Consider the following 18,655-nt stretch of genomic DNA (forward strand, 5'->3'; position numbering starts at 1 on the left):
TTTTACTAGGCTAGATCGTACCTACCCCATGCCATCAGTGCCACAGACATGATCCAGTATAATCCGTTACCTGGTGGAGTTTGTTTACTAGATTTTTATCTTGTAACCTCATTATTGATGCACTAAGGTTCCCATTAAACCATTGGTTATAATATTAAGTGCTTCCTAATTACTTAATGTCATTTATTAAAAATTTTAAAGTGGATTAGCATGCCCCGACAAACTGTAAGCACAGATACGCATTTTTTAACCTCGTCACGTTCAGGAATAACGATGAAAAAAATCACATTGGCACTGTTAACAGGCTCGCTGCTGGTTGCAACCGTTCAGGCGCAGGCAGAAGACGGATTGGCTGCGATTAAAGCCGCTGGCACTATTACGTTTGGTACCGAAGGAACTTACGCGCCTTATACCTTCCATGACGCCAGCGACAAGTTGGTAGGTTTTGACGTGGATCTGGGCCGAGCCATTGCCGAAAAACTCGGCGTGAAGGCGAAATTTATTGAGGGCCGTTGGGACGGATTAATCGCGGGATTGGATGCCAAGCGTTATGACGCGGTGATTAACGAGGTGGGTATCACGCCGGAGCGTCAGGCAAAGTATGCTTTTTCCAAGCCCTATATCGACTCGAAAGTGGTGTTGATTATTCGTGATGACAATACCACCATCAAGAATTTTAACGACTTGAAAGGTCAAAAAGCAGCACAAAGCCTGACCAGCAACTATTCGCAAGTCGCCACCAAATATGGCGCGGTCCTGGTTCCGACTGATGGATTTAACCAGTCGTTGGAACTGGTGATGAGCAAAAGAGCCGCCGCAACGTTGAATGACAACCTGTCGTTTCTGGATTTCAAGAAACACAAGCCCGATGCCAAACTTAAGATCGTGGCGTCTCAGGATGGTAACGCACCCTCGGCGATACTGATTCGCAAAAATCAACCTGAGCTGGTGAACGCGCTGAACACCGCGCTCGATGAAGTAAAAGCCGACGGAACCTATAAAACGATTTCCATTCGTTACTTCGGTCAGGACATTTCTAAATAATGTTACCAAAAAAGGAGATCGACTAGATGCCAGCCTGGTTACAACTGATGCTGGACTCCTTTTGGCGGTTGTTCTCCGCCGGACTGATGTTTACCCTTCCCCTCGCGTTACTCTCCTTTATCGGCGGGCTGGCGCTAGGTTTTGTGTTGGCGTTGGTTCGTCTTTATGGACCGCAGCCGCTTAAGGGTATAGCAGATTTTTATGTTTGGGTGATTCGTGGGACCCCATTGCTGGTGCAGCTGTTTTTGATCTTTTACGGTCTGCCCAGTGCTGGCATTACGCTTGATGCATTTCCGGCTGCACTCATTGGTTTTATCATGAGCGTAGGCGCCTATAGCTCGGAAATTATTCGCGGCGCGATATTATCGGTGCCAAAAGCGCAATGGGAAGCGGCATATGCCATTGGGATGAGTAGCAATCAGGCGATGCGACGGGTCGTTTTACCTCAATCGGTTTTCGTCTCGCTGCCGCCGCTGGCCAACTCGTTTATCTCCTTAATCAAGGATACGTCATTGGCCGCTGTGATTACCGTTCCAGAAATGTTCCTGGCGGCACAACGTATTGTATCCGTGACATATGAGCCGCTGATCCTCTATATTGAAGCTGCTTTTATCTACTTAATGTTTAGTACCGTATTAAGTAAACTACAGGTGCGATTGGAACGGCATTTCCGGCGTTACGAATAAGTTCAAGGCACCTTTAGCATGCCTTGACGCCTGGCTAAGCGGTCATAGCTCGTCAGGCGTGTATATCTGTCATTCTCACGTTGCAGGAAGGTGACAAGCGAAAGAACCCCGGTGAACTCACGCAGTGACATGATTCGGGCGAATAAGCGCCGTCAACGCACCTAAAACGTGAATGAGGATGGGTATGAGATGTAACCAACCGGTTTAATCACTGTCATCAATAATGAAATTAAGGAAGCGATAATCAGGTACTTTGGCCTCGATCACATTGCCGATCCGAATAGGTAATTCACTATTCGAATCGCATAATGATTTGATGTAAAGCCAATTTTTCAGCTCAGCTTGCATATGCTCAATCATGGGATCAAAAGCGCCTTCGGCCATTTCCATGGTGATTTTCTTGTCATCCTGGTTTTTTTGTCGGCTTTCTGAGTCCTGTTCATCCATCATCCGTTGATTATCAACGTCCTCGCTTTCAAGCTTCTCTGTAATTTTTTTAATTATTTCAAGATTATAGGTGGCCACTTGGGGAGAAATGTAGAACAATCCATCCTTAAATATCGCGTCTACTATTTCATATAACAAAAAAACAACGGTTCCTTGAATATATCGGATCTTGTTATTGACAAATACGCCTGGGTAATGAGCATCCACTAAATTATTTTTTTCGAAACCATAACTGGCTAGAACCTGTCGGTCACTGAAGATTATCGGCACATTTTTAATGGTATGAATATCGCCGCTGATGCTGTATGACTCTTTATCTCCATGTTTATAACCATTAGCGGTACAGGCAACTTCTATATCAAAACGCCTGGTTGGAATGCGTTCACGGTTAAAATGGGCGGTAAAACTCTCACCCGGCCTCATTTCCTGATGCTGGTAGGCGTGATGAATCGAGGTCACTTTCTGTATCCCTATCCAGTCAAATAGGGGTTCCGCTTGGGAGGGTTTTCTGATTTCATCGATATATGCCATAACGTCCATATCCAGGTATATACCTAAGGTTTTTGCCCAGGGTTCAATGGCTAGGAATACATGGGACAGCGTGGTGCCATCTTCAATAACGACGTTATGTCGAAAATATTGCAAGAGAAATGAATGATCGTCTTCCTGTAGGCTGTCTTGGATCGCCAGTAAAGGAATAGCCGTTACATCATCATAATGAGAACGAAATCTTAAAATCCCATCTTTACAGAAAATCAAAGTTCCATCCATGACTCACCTCGGTTAACTGTTAGAAATGTAGCGACTAGCGACGATCATATTGCAGGTAGTCAGCTTATTGTAGACCTTAAATTAGTGGATTAGCGTGACTGAGAAATGTCTTCTCTACTCATGATTTTGAACACATTGATCAATTATTAAACACCTTTAGATGGGGCCATCATTTTCTGTTGCCACATCGGTATCGTATGGCTAAGCATGGACTATTAACCCCAATACCTGTATTTTTTGGCGTCCAGCGAGTCACTCGGGTCCATAACGCGATATGACAATCAATAACATCCGTTACCATTTACCCGCAGCTAACGCAGCAATTCAACAAGGTTACATTAAACGGACTAATAGATCATTGCCATCAAAAAAAAGATGAATAAAATTAACCAAAAAACGTTGAATTTTAATCTCATTTACCCCGTTCATATCACAATGTTGGCAACAACACATTCCTCCAAAATCGGCATCGGCATCGGCATCGGCATCGGCATCGGCATCGGCATCGGCATCGGCACAGAGTGTATTGCCGTTGGGTAACGTGATGTAACCGATATCATGTGCTTTTATTAGCTCGGCCTGATAGTGAAGTATTATAAATCAATGCACTCGCGTTCAGCCAAGGATCTACAACGCCGTTATTTGGCGTCGGGGGTCCGTGTTATGGTTTTGTCATGGGCGCCGATAAACGCGGGGTACCCAAGGATCACCAACCCAGCCGCCATCGCATTAACGGCTAACGCACGATCACTTTTTGACAACGGCGTGTCGTCTAGCCCGGCAGCGACAGTCACGGTGATGCCAACGATAGCTTCAAAAAATGAGGTGCGCATTGCATTGGTTGTGAGAAATTGATCGGCGGCCTGGGCCATGGTCGGCCAGTGCCCAGCACCGATTCGCGGCCGCGCCAGCCCAATACGGGCGTCGGTACCTGATGTTGCCAACATGGGTGGCGTCAGTAGCGCCTTGCCGGCGCGATCCTTTGGCTTTACCGTGCCACGTGAGGCACCAAAAACGCGCATCAGTACGGGCCGCTGTACATCGTCGAACACTTCTGTGAGTGCGTTAAAGGCACAGCGCAGCATATCGTGGGTGAGGTGAGGTGTTATGGCCGCAGCGGCAATGCCGGCGGCATAGATCCAGTGGGTTTCGGGATCCGCTAGCCGGTCGATTTCCGACATAGCGAAACCCGCCCCGGAATTTGGGGCGTAGCGTGTCATGCACTCCCCTAAAATAAACTGGGCTACCCCGTAAGAGAGGCTAGAACAGGCTAGGCCTTTGAGGTTAAGTCCACCATTGTCATGGAGCGGAAAAAAGAGCTGTATCACATCGCGGCTCAACGTGTAGCACGCCGTTTGCACCCCAAAGGATCCCATCAAAAAACCGATGGTTGCCGGCAATCGATACCCACAGGTCATCATCAGTCCCGCAGCGCTTAATATTGCCATACCGAGGCGCGAGAATCGGGAGACCGTGGTGGCATTGCCTTTTTTTTCATCTCGGATGGCGCCAGCCAGGTTCAACCCCGGCCCTAGCAGCATCGATGCGATACCAGCCTGCAGGCGCAAAGATGCGGAAGCACTGCCCATTTGCTGGAATTTTTTTTCCAGCGCAAAACCAATCAACTGGCGAAGTAATGTCGTTAGGCCAACAATGATACCGGTGCGGATACCCACCGAAACAATATTGGCGACGTGGCGCGCGGTGTCGCTTTGAACCAACATCACATCATTGCGCAACACCCCACAGATAATATCAATCATCAGCCGTCCACGTTCCATGACTCCGGCGTTGGCATGCTCTCGCAGTTCCTGACCAATACGCCGGCTAATCTGATGTTCCACGGTGCCTGGCATTGCTGTCAACGGGATATCAGCCCCGTGGCGTAATAGCCTTTCCATATCGTCCAGCATATTTTCAGTACCCATCAGATCGTTTGGCGCCAGCGTTGCCAATAAATCGCCATTGGTCATATCCAATCGGCGGCAAAGGGTTTGAGGTAGAGGATCCACAGGATCATTAATGGTTTTGTCTGCCGTGGTCATTGGGACTTTTGTCATATCCTGAGGAACATTAGAAACAGCAGTGGTTTTTTGCGCGAAATGGGCTTGTTCGGGCGTGCGTTGGTGATTAACCATGCTAGAAAGATTAGGACATGAGTGAGCGCCCTGGTGAATAAATGGCAACATAGTTTTGCTATCCTGGGTGTGATGGCGCTATAAACTGTCTGAGCCTGTCATATTTCGAGTTACAGGTGAGTTGGTCATACCCGACACGTCCCTGGGCCTCACCTCTAGTGGAGTCGCGACAGGTCCGCGTTCAAATCGTCTTCTGCAGATTTGTCACGGCGTGGACGCCTTCTTGCAACTCACATTATTTAAGGTATATTTTGCAACAACATTATTCCGACGAATAATAAAACACGTATCCTGGCCGGTCAGTGGGTCTTTGTCATGGATAATTTCATTATTTATGAGCAATAAGTTTTTCCATATAGAGAAAAACCTCACTGGCTATTTATTTAAACATGACATTGCCCTACATTTTATAAGAACAATTTATTATTGTATTATTATATTTAAATTGGATTTTATATATCCGAGATCATTCGCGTTGCACTGATGGATAAATTAAAGAGTATTAAAAAGGCTGCGGTGCGACTCGCAGCCTTATGAAATGCAGCGTCAGGAATGAATTTATCTACCCTGCCGTGCACGTTCCACCGCCGTGCCCAATTGCCACACCGCCATGGCGTAATGGATACTGTGGTTATATTTCGTGATGGCAAAAAAGTTTGGCAAGGCATACCAGTATTGATAACCACTGCCAATATCCAGGCGCAACAAGCCGGTCTCCTGGTATCCACCAAGAGAACTTTGTGGCGTCAATCCCGCCACCGACAGGGTGGCAACGGAGTAGCGGGTATTAAAGCCATAAGCCATATTGGGTGCCTGGCCGCTGGCGGGTATGGCAACCATGTCACCTTTGACCCAGCCATGCGCTTTGAAGTAATTGGCAACACTGCCGATGGCATCAATGGGATCCCAAAGGTTGATATGACCATCGCCGTCAAAATCAACCGCGTAGGTTTTAAATGATGACGGCATAAACTGCCCGTAGCCCATGGCGCCGGCGAATGAACCGCGCAAGGTGAGCGGGTCGTCGCCCTCACTACGCGACATGAGTAAGAATGTCTCCAGCTCCGCCGCAAAATAGTCGGCGCGGCGGGGATAGTCGAACGCCAGAGTAGCCAGCGCATCTATTATGCGGGTTTTGCCCATCACCCTGCCCCAACGGGTTTCAACACCGATGATGCCTACGATAATTTCCGGCGGTACACCATATTCAACCCAGGCACGTTGTAACGCATCTTGATATTGATTCCAAAAGGCAACGCCGTTTTGTACGTTGTCTGGGGTGATAAATTTATTACGATAACGTATCCATGCACCGTTGGGCCCGGATGGCGGCAGACTACTTGGCGCCTGTCGCTCCATTAGGTTCAACACCCAGTCAAGCCGACGGGCTTGCCCCAGGACATTATGCAGTTGCTGGCGATCAAAACCATGTTCCCGCACCATCTTGTCAATGAATTGATTGGTGGCCGGATTGGTAGCAAAATCACCATTTTGCAGCAAACCGGGATTTGCAGGTTCAGCAAGCAACCCTCCCTTAAACGGATTGCCATGAGCAGGTTCAGTTGAAGGAGCCGGTTCGTTACTGCAGGCAGTGAGCAGTGGGATCAAGGGCAGAAGAGCAGCCAGGTAACGCATTGGATTTTCAGATAACCATGCTAGAAAAAGAGAAGGCTATGGTAAGGCATTGTCAGCCGCGAAAAAACAGGAATATGCGTTGATTTTCAGATCGACGTTCAGGCGGTTCAACGACGCCTGAACAAGGGGAAAAAACGAATAAAAATGGCGAACGCATTTATGGCGATAGGGGTGATTTAGTTAATTTTTTTTACAAATTCCGATTTCAGCTTCATGGCACCAAAGCCTTCTATGTGACAATCAATATTATGATCGCCGTCAACCAGACGAATGCTTTTAACTTTGGTACCTATCTTCAAGGTCGAGGAACTGCCCTTTACTTTTAAATCTTTAATCACCGTCACCGCGTCGCCGTCCGCTAATAGATTACCATTGCCATCCCTTACCACCCGTTCCTGCTCAGCAGCAGGTGTAGCACTCTCCAACGGCCATTCGTGACCACATTCAGGACAGTTGAGCATCGTCCCTTCCTGCCAGGTAAATGCGGAGTGACAACTTGGGCAAGGTGGTAATTGTTGCATAGAAAGACCTCAAAAAGTGTAACAACGTGACATAAATAGGCTTTAAACACTATTTTATCTCTTTGTAAGCCGTTTATGTACTCTTTATTCTAGTGGGGCCTCAATAGCGCATTAACGTAGGGTGGCATTTTACAAAGCACCCTACGCTGAACACCGCTATTCTGGCGCCTCGTTGAGGAGATAATATGCCATTCGCAGTGAAATGAAAAAGAGACAGCTTTACTGGCCCATAGCATCCTTTTTCATACTATCCTTGCCCATATTATCCTTGCCCATATTATCCTTTGCCATACCGTCTTTACCCATGGCATCTTTTGCCATTGTCTCTTTTTTCTTCATGCTGTCATGGGATGGTTTCTTTTTCTTCATGGTGTCTTTTTTCATGCTGTCGTGGGACATTTGCCCCGTGGCATCTTTTTTCTGCATGGCGCCCTGGCTCATATTATCCTCGGCATAGGCACCGGCCATTGCCAGCATCATGGAACCGGAGATTACTGCAATAATTAATTTTTTCATCATGTTACCTTTTCTGTTGAGTGTTCACGTTTAAAAAAACAGCGCACTGGGAAACATCAGCTACCGCCAAACCAGTTGTATCCCTGGTCTTCCCAATATCCGCCCGGGTAGGTATTGGTCACTTCTATCACTTGGATATGTTTGGGGTTTTTATATCCCAATTTAGTGGGTATCCGCAGTTTCATGGGATATCCGTATTTAGCCGGTAATAGCCCGTCGTTCCAGGTCAAGGCTAATAATGTCTGCGGATGTAATGCCGTCTGCATATCTATACTGGTATAATAATCATCAGCACATTTAAAGCTGACATAATTGGCATTCAAATCGGCACCGATGGTTTTTAAAAACAACGAAAAAGGAATACCACCCCATTTACCAATAGCGCTCCAACCTTCCACGCAAATATGTCGGGTTATCTGGTGCACTTGCGCCATTTGATGCAACTGGGGCAACGACCAACTGCGCTTGTCGGCGACTTTACCCGCAATGTCCAGGCGGTAATCGTCACCGTTAATCATGGGGATAGCATCTTCACCATAAAATGCATTAAAAGGGAAATTGAGATCAATTTGGGATTCCGGATAAACCGGAGCCAAATCGCCGACATTAAATAACCAACCCTGCACACGATCGTTAACACGGGAAAATGTAGATAAGACCTGCTCAATGTGCTGATTATCACTGATATCGCAGCCGGTCAGCATAGCAATGCCGCCGAGAGTTAACCCATGACGCAAAAAACGGCGCCGCGAAGGTGAGTCAGGATTGCATGTCAATAACCGCCGCGCTTCTTTAATCAATGCCTGTTTGTCATCTGCCCCTAATTCGCTATTCTCTTGGCGTTTCATATTCATGCTTCCTTTAATATCCCCGCAGCATGGCCAATAGGGTTTTCGGTACCAATAGCACCATCACCAGGTGGACCACCACAAATCCCACCAATGCCGACATGGCGAAGAAGTGGATATAACGTGCGAGGTCATAACCACCCAGCAGTTCACGCAATAACGGAAATTGCACCGATTTCCACAGGACCAATCCGGATATCACCAGCAGTATGGCGTCGGCAATCACAAATAAATAAACGGCTTTTTGCACCATGTTATAATGTCGTAAATCAGTATGTGTTAATTTCCCTTTCAAGGCGGCGATGAATTCCCGACCAAATACAGCACTATCCAGCGGCCAGAAGGTGCGTTTGAAACGGCCGGTCAATATATTTAGCAGTAAATAGAATGCGCCATTGATGCCGAACAACCACATGGCGGCGAAATGCCATTGTAATGCTCCACCTAACCAACCACCGAGGGTGAATGAATCCATAAAGTGAAAGTTGAATAACGGCGCTGCGTTATAGATACGCCAACCGCTGGTCACCATAATCAATACGGCTAGCGCATTAATCCAATGGCACAAGCGCAACCACCTTGGGTGAATAACCCGGGCTTGCACAGGATGTTGCCGAGCATCGTCCGATAGTGCCACCGTAAACCTCCAGCATTATTGTCAAGCTATGCCGTAGAGTATTACCGGGAACACTTCACTATGGCCTCACGTAATCTTAAACAAAATGTGATAACTCGGCGGACGCACCCTGTGTAATATGTTCTGAGCGCGGTCAAAGCCCAGGGCAAGAGTGAAGACATATGGATAAGCAGAAAAAGATCCTGATCGTTGAAGATGATCGTGATATCGCCGACCTGTTACAGCTTCATCTGCGCGATGAGGGATTTGTCATTAGCTATGCCCCTGACGGCAATATCGGCATGGCATTAATGGAAAAGGGCGACTGGGATGCATTGATCCTCGATTTGATGCTGCCGGGTATCGACGGCCTGGAAATCTGCCGCCGCGCCCGCCGGATGACACACTACACGCCGATTATCATTATTAGCGCCCGATCCAGTGAAGTACATCGGGTGCTGGGTCTTGAACTGGGGGCGGATGATTATCTGGCCAAACCTTTTTCCATGCTGGAACTGGTTGCCCGGGTCAAGGCCTTGTTTCGCCGCCAGGAAGCCATGAGCATGAATCTGCGCCTGGATGCCGGCATGCTGTGCATTGCCGATTTAACCATTGACCCAGTGGCCCGTGAAGTGATGCTGCATCACCAACCCGTGGAACTGACACCCCGAGAGTTCGACTTGCTGTATTTTTTCGCCAAAAATCCGGGCAAGGTCTTTTCCCGGTTGAATCTGCTTAATCAGGTGTGGGGATATCAGCACGATGGCTACGAACATACGGTAAATACCCATATCAATCGCCTTCGTACCAAGATTGAAAAGAATCCGGCGGAACCCGATCGCATCCTGACGGTGTGGGGCAAGGGCTACAAATTCGCCGCCCCGGCAATGGACACAGGGCGTAACTCATGAAATTTCTGACCTTATCCCAGCGACTGACGCTCGTATTCACCCTTCTGCTATTGTTATGCGGCGCCCTTTCCAGTTGGATGCAAATCCGCAGCGGTAATGAATACAGCCAAGGGGTGATTCAACGCCTGTCTGGCAATCTTGCCACACAGATCGCCAGCACGTATCCCCTTATCGGCCCGGATGGCGTGAACACCGCCGCCATTAAAACCGTGTTCGATCAGACCATGGCGGTCAATCCCAGCGTCGAGGTGTATCTGCTGGATACCCAAGGACGAATTATTGCCGATGCTGCCCCGGCCGGGCATATCAAGCAGCGGATTATCAATGTAAAACCGATTAACCGGTTGCTTAATGGCGGCAGCATGCCGATCTATGGCGACGACCCACGGGATCTCGGCAACCAGAAAGTCTTCAGCGCCGCGACGTTGAATATCCACGGCAAGCCGGCGGGATATTTATATGTGGTATTGCAGGGTGAGGATTATAACGCCCTGGCTAATGATGCACATTTCCGGTTACTGCTGGTCGCGACTTTCCGCTCCATGGCCTTGGTGCTGATTTTCGGTCTGTTGGCCGGTTCCTTGGCTTTTCGCTGGGTTACGCGTCCAGTGCGGCGGTTAACCCAACAGGTCGGTGGACTGGATCAGGACGGTATGAGTGCCGTACAGGCACTGGCGAATACGCCCTTCCCTACTCACCGACGCGATGAGGTCGCGCTGTTGCAATCCGCATTCATCACCTTGGCACAGCGAATATCCGGCCAATGGGAACAATTGTCCCAGCAGGATCGGCAGCGGCGCGAGTTTATCGCCAATATTTCCCACGATCTGCGCACACCGCTGACCTCACTGCACGGTTATCTGGAAACCCTTTCGGTTAAGGCGGAGAGCCTGACGCAAGAAGAGCGCCGGCGTTATTTACACATTGCCCTGTTGCAAAGCAGTAAGGTTGGTCAACTGGCCCAGGCGTTATTCGAACTGGCCCGGCTAGAATATGGTGTGGTAACGCCACGTAAAGAAGCCTTTGCCCTGGGGGATTTGGTGCAGGATGTGTACCAGAAATTCGAACTGTCTCTGGAAACCCGCCGCCAGCGCCTGACGGTTGATATGCCGATGGGCATGCCCTTGGTGAATGCCGATGTGTCGATGATGGAACGGGTCTTGACTAATCTGATCGACAATGCCATTCGACATACCCCCGATGGCGGCACGATTGAACTGCGGTTATGGCGCCAACAGGGCCAGGTAATGGTCCAACTCAATGACAGCGGCCCCGGCATACCTCAGGAGCTGAAACCGAATCTGTTCGAGCGGCCATCGATACTTGCCAATGCGCAGCGCCACGTGGGCGGATTGGGGCTGATGATTGTCAGACGCATCCTGCAATTGCACGATAGCGATATCACGTTGCTTGATAGCGCAAAAGGCGCCTGTTTTCGTTTTGCCATTCCACTGGCAGGTGAAGGAAATGGTCGATTAGCCGGTAAAATATTGGGTGAGTAAAGCACTGGAAAACGCGTAATCTCCCAGACGAAGATGGGCGTATTTTTTGCGCTGGGCTTTCAAGGAAGCCTCAATTTGCTCCGAAGATCAGCCGGTTTCGATTGTCGTCGAGGTCACGAGAACGGACAATATCGTGAAGTGGTGGCATATTTCATCGTTTCAGATGTCTACTATTTTAATAAAATTATGGCATGGATATCGATGCACTGCTCGCCTCACAAAACCCCGATGACCTGCACTCCCTGGCGTTAAAACTGCTGACTGAAAATCAGGTGCAGAAGGTGATTACTGACCAACCTCACTCGGCTTGAGCGGCAAACGCAGTATATCCAGCAACTGGAAGAGGCGCTGAAAAATGCCCGCCGGTGGCGCCAAGACGCCCCCCTGCCGCCGGGACTTCTGCATAAGCACATCCGCCTGACGCAGGACGCTGATAACTGCCAGGACTGCAGTCATAAGCTGCGGTTCATCCGGGATGACATCAGCGAACGGCTGGGATATGTGCCGGCGCGTTTTACCGCCCAGGGGGTTAAAGGGCATTACCGACTTATTTCCGGGCTAGCTTCGAAAATGTTATTCACCTCAGTGCAAAGGGCGCGAATTTCTCAACGGCCACTTTTGCGTTTCACGGGTTGGGCGTTTGCACTTATAAATCTCTTAATAATTTCAAATACTTACTGTGATAGGAAGACTATGGCATGAGCGTGCATGCACGGGATCAAACAAGTCGTCCGGCTGCACCGGCATAGTTGAAGCATGAATTTGCAGTGGATGCTTACATTTGATAATCAGCCTAATCAATAAAAAAAAAGTATAATTAAAAGTATATGCATTAAACTGTAGATATTATCTTACGCTTTTTTGAGAAAAAACATGAACAATGTCATTATTGACATCCTTAAAAGACTGGCGAAAGCTGATGCGGCTACTAAGGAGCTGATCGCACAAGTTGAGGCGCAGTCACTTCTGTTGGCCGCGTTAATGCTGACCGTTGGTAAAGGCAGCTCTTCAGTCATGGCGACCAATATAGAAAAGGCGATTCTTTCCGCCGCCAGCGCGAGTGATGAAATACTGCAATCAGATGCCGAGTTATTGATGGTCCATTTTGTTCGTCTGATTACGGTCTCGCAGTTTATCGAAGCCAATGGCGATGAAGCAAACTCGAAAGAAGAAGCAACTGCGAAAGACGATTCAACCGTGAATAATGAGGTAACCGCGAACGATGCGGCTTACACGGATGTTGAAGCAACCGCGAATAATGAGGCAACCGCGAACAATAAAACAATCGCACGTGATGGGGCTTACGCGGATGTTGAAAAAACCGCGAATAATGAGGCAACCGCGAACGATAAAACAATCGCAAGTGATGGGGCTTACGCGGATGTTGAAGAAACCGCGAATAATGGGGCAACCGCGAACGATAAAACAATCGCAAGTGATGGGGCTTACGCGGATGTTGAAGAAACCGCGAATAATGAAGTAAGCGGGAATGATGAAGCAAACGCGAATAATGAAGCAAACGCGAGTAATGAAGCAAACGCAAATAATGAAGTAACCGCGCCGACGAATAATAAATAGTTTTTGATATCCGTTTTGGCCTTGGTGTTATCCTTCGGCTTGGGCCTGTCCTGGAAATTGTGTAAATGCTCATATTCCTATAACGTGTTATGTCAAAAAGGATATGAGTAATGGCCAAAAGAATCATTGACCCGACACTTCCCAGCAAGCGCAACTACGCCAGCTGGCTAGAGATATCAGGACTGAAGCCGGCAGCCATTTAAGACATTTCACCCGTATTCGCCTTATCGTTATCTGTCGGTTTCATCATTTCTATGGTTTATGACGATTATGGGCTCCCCCTCTGGTTCCCCTGCCCTACAGACTCCGTTATCATGGGCCCCAGGCCAAGACGTGAGATGTGGCGATATTTTTTTGCGACACAGTGATAACGCATAACAACAATCATTGTCACTAAACCAATTAAATTCAAAGAAATGGATATCATAACTCCATGAGTACACCAGAAAATTCCGCCGAACACACCCCGATGATGCAGCAGTATCTACGCCTTAAGGCGCAGCATCCGGACATTTTGCTGTTTTATCGCATGGGCGATTTTTACGAGATGTTTTTTGACGATGCCAAACGCGCATCTCAGTTGATGGATATCTCCCTGACCAAACGCGGACAGTCAGCCGGCGAGCCGATCCCCATGGCTGGGGTGCCTTACCATGCAGTAGAAACCTATCTGGCCAAACTGGTACAGTTGGGCGAGTCGGTAGCCATTTGTGAACAAATTGGCGATCCGGCCACCACCAAAGGCCCAGTGGAACGGCGGGTGGTGCGTATCGTTACACCAGGCACGCTGAGTGACGAGGCGCTGCTTAATGAACGACAGGACAACCTGTTGGCCGCCATCTGGCAGCAGCCGCAAGGATTTGGCTATGCCACTTTGGATATCAGCTCTGGGCGATTCCTGGTCTGTGAGCCGGCCGATGCCCAAGCCATGTTGGCGGAGCTCCAGCGTACCAATCCCGCCGAGCTGTTATTCCCCGAGACCTTGCAGAACATGGAACTGATTGAACATCGGCGTGGTTTGCGCCGGCGTCCCATTTGGGAGTTCGATCTCGATACCGCTCGCCAACAGTTGAATATGCAGTTTGGCACCCGCGACCTTAATGGCTTTGGTATCGAGCGTGCCGGCGCCGCGCTAAGGGCCGCGGGCTGCCTGTTACAATACGTCAAAGATACTCAGCGAACCTCATTGCCTCATATCCGCGCGATCATCCTTGAACGGCAACAAGATGGCATCGTCATGGACGCCGCGACCCGGCGTAATCTTGAGTTGACGCAAAACCTGAGCGGTGGTGTTGATAATACGCTGGCTGAGATTCTGGATCACACGGTTACCGCGATGGGCAGCCGGATGCTGAAACGCTGGCTGCATATGCCAACCCGGGATATTGGTATCCTCAACCATCGCCAGCAGGCCATCAGCAGCCTGCAGGCCCCCTGTGACGAGTTGCAGCCGCTACTGCGACAGGTAGGTGACCTTGAGCGCGTGCTGGCGCGTCTGGCGCTGCGTACCGCCCGTCCACGCGATCTGGCGCGGATGCGCCATGCTTTTCAGCAATTACCGGCCATTCATCTCGCGTTGGGCGATCACCCCACCGAGCATATCCAACATCTGTTGGCACAGGTGGGTTTGTTTGATGAACTGAAAACGCTGCTTGAGCGGGCAGTGGTCGAGGCTCCGCCGGTATTGGTGCGAGACGGGGGGGTCATTGCGCCGGGATATCATGCGGAACTGGATGAATGGCGGGCACTGGCCGACGGCGCAACAGATTACCTGGATCGGTTGGAAATCCGCGAGCGCGAGAAAACCGGTCTGGATACACTGAAAGTGGGATTTAATGCCGTGCATGGTTATTACATCCAGCTCAGCCGTGGGCAAAGCCATCAGGCACCGATACATTATGTGCGCCGGCAAACATTGAAAAACGCCGAGCGCTATATTATTCCGGAATTGAAAGAGTACGAAGACAAGGTGCTCACCTCCAAGGGCAAAGCCCTGGCGCTGGAAAAATCGCTCTATGACCAGTTGTTCGATCTGCTGTTGCCTCACTTGGCACCATTGCAGCAATGCGCGGCCGCGCTCTCAGAGCTCGATGTGTTAAGTAATTTGGCCGAACGGGCTGAAACCCTGAATTATGTTTGCCCAACGTTTAGCGATCAGCCGGGAATTAATATTACCGCGGGCCGCCATCCGGTGGTGGAACGCGTCTTGAGTGAGCCGTTCATTGCCAATCCGCTCACCCTTTCCGCTCAGCGCCGAATGCTGATCATTACCGGGCCGAATATGGGCGGTAAAAGTACTTATATGCGACAAAATGCCCTGATTGTGCTGATGGCGTACATTGGCAGTTTTGTTCCAGCGGACAAAGCGGTGATGGGCCCGGTAGACCGCATATTTACTCGGGTGGGCGCGGCTGACGATCTTGCCTCCGGTCGGTCGACGTTTATGGTGGAGATGACTGAAACCGCCAATATTCTGCATAATGCGACACCGCAAAGCCTGGTGTTAATGGATGAAATTGGCCGCGGTACGTCCACTTACGATGGACTGTCTTTGGCTTGGGCCTGCGCCGAGTGTCTGGCCAGCAGGATAAAAGCCATGACATTGTTCGCCACCCACTATTTTGAACTCACCATGCTACCGGAAAAAATGGAAGGGGTGGTGAATGTCCATCTCGACGCACTGGAGCAAGGCGAGACCATCGCCTTTATGCACACTGTGCAGGATGGGGCGGCGAGCAAGAGTTACGGACTGTCGGTGGCGGCGCTGGCTGGGGTACCACGCGAGGTGATCAAACGGGCGCGCCAGAAGCTTAAGGAGTTAGAGACCTTATCCAATAGTGCAAGCGCCAGCACGGTAGATGGGTCGCAATTGTCCCTGTTAACGCCCGTGGAAGAAATCGCACCGGCGGTTGCCGCACTTGAGGCGTTAGATCCGGATTCACTGTCGCCGCGCCAGGCCCTTGAATGGATTTATCGTTTGAAAGGCCTGGTGTAAAACGTAACCAGAACCAATGGAACATGATCCCATAAAAAAACGGCGGGAGTACATATCCCGCCGTTTTTTTATCTCTGGGAAGAATCATGATGGGAAAACATCCCATCATTACCCCATTTCGTGAAATTTATTCGCGGAATAAGGCCTCCAGATTCAGCCCCTGCCCCTGCAGTATTTCCCGCAGACGGCGTAAGCCTTCAACCTGTATCTGGCGCACTCGTTCACGCGTCAGACTGATTTCCCGACCGACATCTTCAAGTGTAGAGGCTTCATAACCCAGTAAGCCGAAACGGCGAGCCAAGACTTCACGCTGTTTAGCGTTAAGTTCAAATAACCACTTAACGATGCTTTGTTTCATATCATCGTCTTGCGTGGTGTCTTCCGGCCCACTCTCTTTCTCGTCAGACAAAATATCTAACAGTGCTTTTTCCGAGTCACCCCCCAACGGGGTATCGACCGAGGTGATGCGCTCGTTAAGGCGCAGCATGCGACTGACATCTTCAACCGGTTTATCTAGCTGCTCGGCAATTTCTTCGGCGCTCGGCTCATGATCAAGTTTATGCGACAGTTCTCTGGCGGTACGTAAGTAGACGTTCAGCTCTTTAACAATATGAATCGGTAAGCGAATGGTACGGGTTTGGTTCATGATAGCCCGTTCAATCGTCTGCCGAATCCACCAGGTGGCGTAAGTCGAAAATCGGAAACCCCTTTCTGGATCAAATTTTTCAACCGCACGAATCAACCCGAGATTACCCTCTTCAATCAAGTCCAGCAACGCCAACCCACGGTTGCCATATCGGCGGGCGATTTTAACCACCAGGCGCAGGTTGCTTTCAATCATACGACGTCGTGAGGCAATATCACCCCTAAGCGAACGTCTGGCAAAATAGACTTCTTCTTCTGCAGTCAGCAGCGGAGAATATCCAATCTCACCCAAGTAAAGTTGCGTGGCATCCAGTACACGCTGACTTGCTGCCTGCGAGAGTAACTCTTCTTCCGCTAAATCATTATCAGCGGGCTCATCGTTCAACGCCTTCTCGTCAAATATTTCAACTCCGTTCTCGTCGAACTCGGCATCATCATGTGACTGATTAACTTTCAGCGTATTTTGGCTCATAAATGGCTCCTACCCGTGATCCCAGGACAGAATAGAAAAAATATTCCGACCAATTTATCGCTGCGGAAGATAGCGCAGCGGGTTTACGGATTTCCCCTTATAACGAATTTCAAAGTGCAGCCTAACCGAACTGGTTCCGGTGCTACCCATGGTAGCTATTTTCTGACCAACAGTGACTTCTTGTTGCTCACGGACCAGCATCGTATCGTTATGGGCGTATGCACTCAGGTAATCATCATTATGTTTGATGATTATCAGATTACCATACCCTCTCAGCGCGTTGCCTGCATAAACAACTCGTCCGCTGGCAGTAGCCATGATGGGCTGACCTCGTGATCCGGAGATATCGATGCCTTTGTTTCCACCATCAGAGGCGGAGAAGTTGTCGATAATTTTTCCGTTGGTAGGCCAGCGCCAACCGGTTATTGCCGTACTGCCTGACGTCGAACTGCTTGACATAGAGCTGGGGGCGGTAACAGGTGCGGTTGTCGCAACAACAGCACTTGATCTGGGTAACATTCTGCTGCCATTTGAAGGCAACATTTTCCCTACATTCTGTTTACCTGAGTTTTCAGAATACGCATTGTTCGCTTGGGAATCAAGACCCGAACTCATCAATTTCGTATTCCCACGCGGATTGGTTGCGGTATCTGCGCCACCCACTGCCGCGCCGTTGTGGCTCACCAACATCCCTCCACCACTTACTGCGGTGCCGTTACCTGTAAGAGGTGCCGTTCCGTTACCTACCTGTAGTGTTTGACCAACATTTAATCCATAAGGTTCCGGAATATTATTCTTTTTTGCCAAATCACGGTAATCATTTCCCGTGATCCACGCGATGTAGAACAATGTATCACCCCGTTTAACCTGGTAGGTAGACCCATCATAGGAACCTTTTGGAATAACGGTGTAGCTACGGTTATAAACAATATGCCCATCCGGTGTTTGATTAACCGTACTCATGTTTGCAGTGCTATTGGCTGACGCAATCCGCGGCGCCTGTGGCGACCGTTGCGATTGTAGCACCGGCCTTTGTTCGGCGGCGGTCATACCACTGCCGTTATCGCCACCCACGCTACTGATTGGTGCTGAAGACTCATTATTGGCGCATCCCGCCAACCAAATACTCGCCATGGTGCAAACCGCAGCGCGACGCCACCGGTTTTTTGGGCTTCCCATGCTCATTTCTCCCCTATGGCAGCAAAGCCAATCATCATTCCAAATATGCTTAACATTATCGTTATACATCCTATTACGTCTCATGACTTCATGAATGACAGTATTTTCAGCTATTTCCGAAAAGTTAACATTCTGGCGTTAATGCTAGCAA

Annotated in this window: 17 protein-coding genes; 7 read left to right on the forward strand and 10 right to left on the reverse strand. The window is 49.3% G+C overall.

Translation table 11 applies throughout. The features are described from left to right. Positions 1–273: 273 nt before the first annotated feature. Positions 274–1,044, forward strand: a complete 771-nt coding sequence (locus tag SJI19_RS19755) for an amino acid ABC transporter substrate-binding protein (protein ID WP_323479976.1) — start codon at positions 274–276, stop codon at positions 1,042–1,044. 26 nt (positions 1,045–1,070) lie between these two features. Beyond that, positions 1,071–1,730 (forward strand): amino acid ABC transporter permease, encoded by a 660-nt coding sequence (locus tag SJI19_RS19760; protein WP_323479977.1) that lies wholly within the window; start codon positions 1,071–1,073, stop codon positions 1,728–1,730. A gap of 204 nt (positions 1,731–1,934) precedes the next feature. Here the strand turns inward: SJI19_RS19760 and SJI19_RS19765 are convergent, their stop codons facing one another. Continuing rightward, a complete protein-coding gene (locus tag SJI19_RS19765; RefSeq protein WP_323479978.1) occupies positions 1,935–2,948 on the reverse strand; it encodes a hypothetical protein in 1,014 nt (337 codons plus the stop codon). Positions 2,949–3,323: 375 nt separating this feature from the next. Here SJI19_RS19765 and SJI19_RS19770 point away from each other — a divergent pair, with 375 nt between their 5' ends. Then, positions 3,324–3,488, forward strand: coding sequence for a hypothetical protein (locus tag SJI19_RS19770; protein ID WP_323479979.1), 165 nt, complete (start codon positions 3,324–3,326; stop codon positions 3,486–3,488). Positions 3,489–3,586: 98 nt separating this feature from the next. Here the strand turns inward: SJI19_RS19770 and SJI19_RS19775 are convergent, their stop codons facing one another. The 6 genes from SJI19_RS19775 to SJI19_RS19800 all read right to left on the reverse strand — a co-directional run bounded on the left by SJI19_RS19775 (position 3,587) and on the right by SJI19_RS19800 (position 9,243). After that, positions 3,587–5,137, reverse strand: a complete 1,551-nt coding sequence (locus SJI19_RS19775; RefSeq protein WP_323479980.1) for a hypothetical protein — start codon at positions 5,135–5,137, stop codon at positions 3,587–3,589. A 507-nt stretch (positions 5,138–5,644) separates the two neighbouring features. After that, a complete protein-coding gene (mltB, locus tag SJI19_RS19780; RefSeq protein ID WP_323479981.1) occupies positions 5,645–6,721 on the reverse strand; it encodes a lytic murein transglycosylase B in 1,077 nt (358 codons plus the stop codon). Positions 6,722–6,897: 176 nt separating this feature from the next. Continuing rightward, a complete protein-coding gene (locus SJI19_RS19785; protein WP_323479982.1) occupies positions 6,898–7,242 on the reverse strand; it encodes a zinc ribbon domain-containing protein YjdM in 345 nt (114 codons plus the stop codon). A 219-nt stretch (positions 7,243–7,461) separates the two neighbouring features. Then, positions 7,462–7,761: a pentapeptide MXKDX repeat protein gene (locus SJI19_RS19790; protein WP_416347576.1), complete on the reverse strand. Its 300-nt coding sequence runs from the start codon at positions 7,759–7,761 to the stop codon at positions 7,462–7,464. 53 nt (positions 7,762–7,814) lie between these two features. After that, complete coding sequence (locus tag SJI19_RS19795) at positions 7,815–8,606, reverse strand: molybdopterin-dependent oxidoreductase (RefSeq protein WP_323479983.1); 792 nt, start codon at positions 8,604–8,606, stop codon at positions 7,815–7,817. A 13-nt stretch (positions 8,607–8,619) separates the two neighbouring features. After that, on the reverse strand, positions 8,620–9,243 hold the full coding sequence (locus tag SJI19_RS19800; RefSeq protein ID WP_323479984.1) for a cytochrome b/b6 domain-containing protein: 624 nt from the start codon (positions 9,241–9,243) through the stop codon (positions 8,620–8,622). A 161-nt stretch (positions 9,244–9,404) separates the two neighbouring features. Here SJI19_RS19800 and SJI19_RS19805 point away from each other — a divergent pair, with 161 nt between their 5' ends. Both SJI19_RS19805 and SJI19_RS19810 read left to right on the forward strand, forming a co-directional pair. After that, a complete protein-coding gene (locus tag SJI19_RS19805) occupies positions 9,405–10,133 on the forward strand; it encodes a response regulator transcription factor (protein ID WP_323479985.1) in 729 nt (242 codons plus the stop codon). Next, positions 10,130–11,635 carry a HAMP domain-containing sensor histidine kinase gene (locus SJI19_RS19810; RefSeq protein WP_323479986.1) on the forward strand — a complete coding sequence of 502 codons (1,506 nt, stop codon included), beginning with the start codon at positions 10,130–10,132 and terminating at the stop codon, positions 11,633–11,635. The genes SJI19_RS19805 and SJI19_RS19810 overlap by 4 nt, the downstream gene beginning before the upstream one ends. Positions 11,636–11,920: 285 nt before the next feature. On the opposite strand, the gene SJI19_RS19815 is transcribed toward SJI19_RS19810, so the two are convergent. Continuing rightward, positions 11,921–12,175, reverse strand: a complete 255-nt coding sequence (locus SJI19_RS19815) for a hypothetical protein (RefSeq protein WP_323479987.1) — start codon at positions 12,173–12,175, stop codon at positions 11,921–11,923. 333 nt (positions 12,176–12,508) lie between these two features. Between SJI19_RS19815 and iraP the strand changes: the two genes are divergently transcribed. Beyond that, positions 12,509–13,213 (forward strand): anti-adapter protein IraP, encoded by a 705-nt coding sequence (gene iraP, locus SJI19_RS19820; protein ID WP_323479988.1) that lies wholly within the window; start codon positions 12,509–12,511, stop codon positions 13,211–13,213. Positions 13,214–13,646: 433 nt separating this feature from the next. Then, the gene (mutS, locus tag SJI19_RS19825) at positions 13,647–16,208 is read left to right on the forward strand and encodes a DNA mismatch repair protein MutS (RefSeq protein WP_323479989.1); all 2,562 of its coding nucleotides are present in this window, start codon (positions 13,647–13,649) and stop codon (positions 16,206–16,208) included. Between the two features lie 127 nt (positions 16,209–16,335). Here mutS and rpoS read toward each other — a convergent pair whose 3' ends face one another. Continuing rightward, entirely contained in the window at positions 16,336–17,325 is a 990-nt protein-coding gene (gene rpoS, locus SJI19_RS19830) for an RNA polymerase sigma factor RpoS (RefSeq protein WP_323479990.1), read from the reverse strand. Between the two features lie 54 nt (positions 17,326–17,379). Then, positions 17,380–18,588: a murein hydrolase activator NlpD gene (nlpD, locus tag SJI19_RS19835; protein ID WP_416347577.1), complete on the reverse strand. Its 1,209-nt coding sequence runs from the start codon at positions 18,586–18,588 to the stop codon at positions 17,380–17,382. Positions 18,589–18,655 lie beyond the last annotated feature (67 nt).

It is taken from the genome of Acerihabitans sp. TG2, from assembly GCF_035013185.1.
GTDB lineage: Bacteria > Pseudomonadota > Gammaproteobacteria > Enterobacterales > Enterobacteriaceae > Acerihabitans.